General features: G+C 43.1%; 1 protein-coding gene. It reads left to right on the top strand.

Annotated elements, in window-relative coordinates:
* On the top strand, positions 1–5,414 hold a 5,414-nt coding region (locus CCAND38_RS10090; protein WP_042345194.1), incomplete at both ends, for a SprB repeat-containing protein.

Here is a 5,414-nt window from a genome sequence, read left to right as displayed (position 1 = left end):
CCCCCCTGCCATTACCGTTACCCCAATACCAACAAAATATTTAGGTTGTAATCCAGCAGAGGTTACTGTAACGGCTGTTGCTTCAGGAGGAACAGGAGCGCTTACATATGCGTTAGAATCCAATATTGGAACAACTCCATATCAAAGTAACCCTTCGTTTGTCATCAATAATGCGGGTAGCTACACCATTCATGTGAAGGACATCAATGAGTGTTCAGCTTCTACGAGTTTTGACGTTACTCCTGCACCGCCAGTGACTATTGCTGTAGCTACAACCTCAAACTATTGTGTGACCACAGGAGGAACGGGAGCGTCTATTACGCTGAACGTTACTGGAACACCACCATTTGTTTTTAGGGTTAATGGAGCAGTCCATGCGACTACTAATAACACGAGTCATACGCTTACGAACTTACAACCGAACACCTATGTAGTTACGGTTACCGATGCTCATGGTTGTACTACAACGGAAACTATTATAATTGAGCCTCCTTTGCGTGTTTTGGCTTCGTCTGTACAACACGACATTACGTGTAGACCTGCACCTAACCATCGCGGTCGCATTCAGGTTAATTTAGAAGGAGGTTATGGTTCAAATACTTATGTAGTGAAGCGTGGAACAACCATAGTGCAACCACCAACCCCTGTTACAGGAACGTCTATTATTTATGAGAGTGATCAGCCAGGAACATACACCATCGAAATAACCGATGCTAAAGGTTGTAAAACCCAAGTAACCCACACCTTAACTCAGCCTGTACCTCCAACGTTTACCTACACCCAAACCAATGCTTTGTGTAATGGAGGTAGAGGTTCCATTACGGTTAATGTAACCAGTGGAATTGGAGGTTACACCTACATATTAAATGGTGGAACACCACAAACATCCAATATTTTCAATAATTTAGCGGCGGGAATTTATACCCTTACCGTACGTGATGCCAAACATTGTGATGCAACTGTGCAAACGGTAACTATCACAGAGCCTGTTGCAATTCGTGGATTTGCTGGAGTATCCCAGTTAATAGGCTGTGGTACAGGAGCTAATGCTGATAAGGCTAAAGTACGTATAACCAACGTAACGGGAGGAGTTCCACCGTATGAATACCGTTTCGACGGAGGTTGGGTAAGTGAAAATGAAGGTTGGATGCCTGCGGGTAATAATCAAAGTGTTTGGGTACGTGATGCTAATAATAAATGTCCATTTGAAATGAAAGTGGATGTACCACAAAAATTGACCCCACCAGTGTTCACACAAACCGCCGTGACATATGACTGTCATGGTAATGGAACAGTTACCATTAACAACGACCAAAGTACGTATTCCTACACGTACTCTGTCAATGGCGGTACCCCAACGACAACCAACACTTTAACGAATTTGTCTCCAGGTAATAATATCATTACGATTAAGTACCGACAGGTACACCATGAGGCACAAGCGTGTGATTTCACAGCAACCCAAACCGTACAAGTAGCTACGGATAAAGAATTTAGAGCTACAGCGGGTACAATTACACAACCATCCTGTCATGGAGATAGCGATGGTTCGGCTCAGTTCTTTGTCGAAAACTTTGCTGCAACGGGCTATCGCCATCGTTTGAACGCAGGTGCTTGGAGTACTGCTACAACCAATTCAACCCTAACGATTCCAAATTTAACAGCGGGAGATCATACCTTGACATTGGAGTACGTAGGTGGCGGTTGTATCGTTACAGTGCCATTCAAAGTAACACAACCAACGGCATTGACCTTAACATCAACGCTTATTACACCACAGAAATGTTCCAATACGGGAGCAACCGTACGCCTAACGGCAGGTGGGGGAACACCTCCTTACCAATATCGATTAGGAACGGGAATGCTTCAATCTTCACCTGATTTTTCAAGTGTGCCTCATGGAACACAAATCTTTACGGTGCAAGATGCCAAAGGTTGTCCAGCTACGACCACAGTGAATTTGGTAGCTCCAAAAACCGTGTCGTTTACAGCTACTACACAAAACTGTTACTCAGGGAATAATGATGCTTCGATCCAAGTGAATGTAACAGATGGTAACGGAGGTTATAAGTTTAGCATCAACGGTGGTGCGTGGATAACACCAACAAACCCAACAACACATGCTTTTGAAGGATTATCAAACGGTACGTACACTATCCGTGTGCTTGACAGTTACGACTGTACAGCGACTCAAACATTAGTTATTCATCCGAAGTTGATCATGGATGTACAAACAATTGATAAGAGTTGTAACGATGGACGCATTACGGTAACTGCCCAAGGAGGAAACGGAAACTATGAGTATGGTTTTGCACCAGTGGGAGCTCCAATGCCAACATTGGGTACAACGAATACCTTTGCAGTAACCACAGCAGGAAATTACATGGTGTATTTGAAATCAGCAGATTGTACAATTTCACAAACGGTATCCATTGGAACAGCTCCAGCAGTAGGAGCTACTGTTACGGCTAATGATCCTGCTTGTTTCGGAAGCAATGGAACGGTAGCATTAACAAACGTTACAGGACATGCTCCATATACATTTGCATTGAAAAATACCGTAACACCAACCATTTCACAAACATTTAACAATGTGATTGCTACAAACTATACGTTTGCGAATGTAGTTTCAGGTACGTACTCCGTAACGGTTACTGACCGCTATGGTTGTGTGGTGACATACACAGCGACCATTACAGGCAAACCACAGATTACGGGAATCATTAAAAGTACAGCTACTGATTGTGTTAAAATCGGAGATGAAGTTCCTTTGGAATTAACAGTGTCTCCAACGACCATAACAGCGTATAATTTGTCAGGGTACGACTTGTATTATTCAACCAATGGAGGTGCTTGGGCTATGTTGAATCCAATAAATACAATTACAGGATTCCGTACAGGAGATCAAATCACGGTTTGGTTTAAAACTGTACCAAATGGAGCAGGACACGGAGCACCACCCGTTTGTATTGAAAAAATGCCTACAGAGACCGTACCGTTACCGTTGCACAATTTAACCATTTCAACGAATTTGACAGCTTTCACTGCTACTTGTGATCCAGCAGGAATGGAAGTAGTCGTTGGAGCAAGTGGGGGAACAGGGCCGTATAAATTTGCTATATTACATTCCGCTTCTGACCCAATACCAGCAGTAGGTTCAACAGCTTGGACGACACCAACGCCAACAACTGGAACAACGCATACATTTACAGGCTTGGTTCCAGGGCGTAGCTATCGTTTCTTAGTATTGGATAATACTAACTGTGTTAAAGAAAATACGCAGGAACTTTATGATAACTATGTACCACCAATACATATTACTGCAACTAAAGTGAAACCCGCGTGTCATGGAACAACAACGGGGCAAATAGAATTTACAGTAACGCGTTCGGCTTCATCAACAACAACGGCAGGAAACTTTACATGGGAGGTATATAAAATAGGACAAACAGCTCCAGTTTCAACAGGTTCTGGAGTAATGATGCCTGCACAAGGTGCGTCAGTAACCTTGCCTCCTGTAGCGGTTCAAGCACCTGGAACCTACTATATGCTTATAAAAGAAGCAGTAACTAACTGTGAGTGGGCAAGTGCAAATGTGGAAATGAGAGTACTTGATCAGATTGAAGCAACTGCACGGGTAATTACGCAAGACGTAACTTGTGATATTTCAGGACGTATTTTGGTTGAAAACGTTTTAGGAGGAGGTGGTGTTTACGAATACCAATTGACCAGTCCTGCTTTTGTTGCTACAATAACTTGGACGAGCAATAATCCTATTGAAATTCCACGTAGTAACATCAATCCATCGGCACCAGGAACCATCAATGTGACGGTGCATGTGAGAGACCAATATGGTTGTGGTTTCACACTTACTACACCTTTGACACTCAACGTACCTGCTCCACCGCCAGCACCAACGGGGACAGCTAACAGTTGTTCAGAACCGTTGTCAATTCAGGTTACTCCAGTAGGGGCAAACTATGAGTATGCACTTGCAGGGCCGACACTTCGCACATGGCAAACGAGCAATACGTTTACTAATTTACAGGCAGGTAACTACATTGTGTCAATTAAGGATATTACTACCGGTTGTATAACCACAGGAACAACTACGGTAACCTTACATCCGATGATGCAAGCAACCGTACAACAAACCAAATTGTTAGGTTGTGGAACTATGAATCCAGCGGAAATTAAGATAGACGTAACTGCAGGTTCAGGAAGTTATGATTATGAAGTTGAAGTAGGAGGAGTAGTAGTTGTACCAAAAGTACTGTTACCACCAACCAATACGTTTACGTTTAATGCTCCTAATCCAGGAACATATAACATTCATCTGTACGACAATGATGCTACGACTTGTCCTGCCAAAATGTTTACAGTGACAGTAGCACCAGCAATACAACCTTCGTTTACGACTACTACGGTATCCGTAACTTGTCATGGAGGCAATGACGGTAAGATATTTATCCACGAACAAGTAGTGGGAAGCAATTATACGTATGTTATAGCACCAGCAGCTACATTTAGTTCAACTATAAAAGCCTTTGAAGGGTTATCAGCAGGTGTGTATAACATCACAATGACGGATATAAATAATGGCTGTACCACAACGACATCCGTTCAGGTGAAGCAACCAGCACAGATAAAATCAGCAGTAGGGGGATTGACTGCAACGGCATTCAAATGTACGGCAGGAAATACTTCCGATGCGGTAGTTGTAACTCTTGATCCAACGCAAGTGACAGGAGGAACGCCTCCTTATAGCTACCAATTGGTATATGACAACGGAACACCAGCAATTCCAGGAGATGACATTATCGTTAACGGTACAACAATGACCATCACAAACAGACTTGGTGGTGATGTAAAAGCAATTATCACGGATGCTAATGGTTGTACGAATCTACCAGCAACACCAATAACGGTAGCGATCGATCCGTATGACGAGTTAAAAACAGCAAGGGTGGGTATAGATGATGCAATCACTTGTGTTGCAGGAGAAAATGTGAGTGTTACTGTGACCTCAACCTCAGGAGATAACACTAAATGGATGTATATCCAAAGTGATACACCTCCAGCATTAACTCACCCTGCTTGGCAACCAGCGAATACGTTTACAAACTTACCAGTAGGAACACATCGTTTTTGGGTGAAACATATCGAAACAGGTTGTATGATTTCAGCGGTACATACGGTAAAAGACCCGAATACCTTTGTGATTAACACACCTGTCATCATCAATCCGAACTGTAAAGGAGGAACAGGTTCAGCGAACATAACGCTAACCGATGCTACTTATACAGGGGCATATCAGTACACCGTACAGTTTGGAACTACAACCTTACCAGTAGGAACAACGGTGGCAGGAGCAACAACGCAGAACATCTCTCTATCCAACCTATTGGCAGGGA

This window comes from Capnocytophaga canis, from assembly GCF_000827555.1.
GTDB classification, from domain to species: Bacteria; Bacteroidota; Bacteroidia; order Flavobacteriales; family Flavobacteriaceae; genus Capnocytophaga; species Capnocytophaga canis.
The sequence above is the reverse complement of the archived record's forward strand: the minus strand, read 5'-3'. Positions and strand labels throughout refer to the sequence as shown.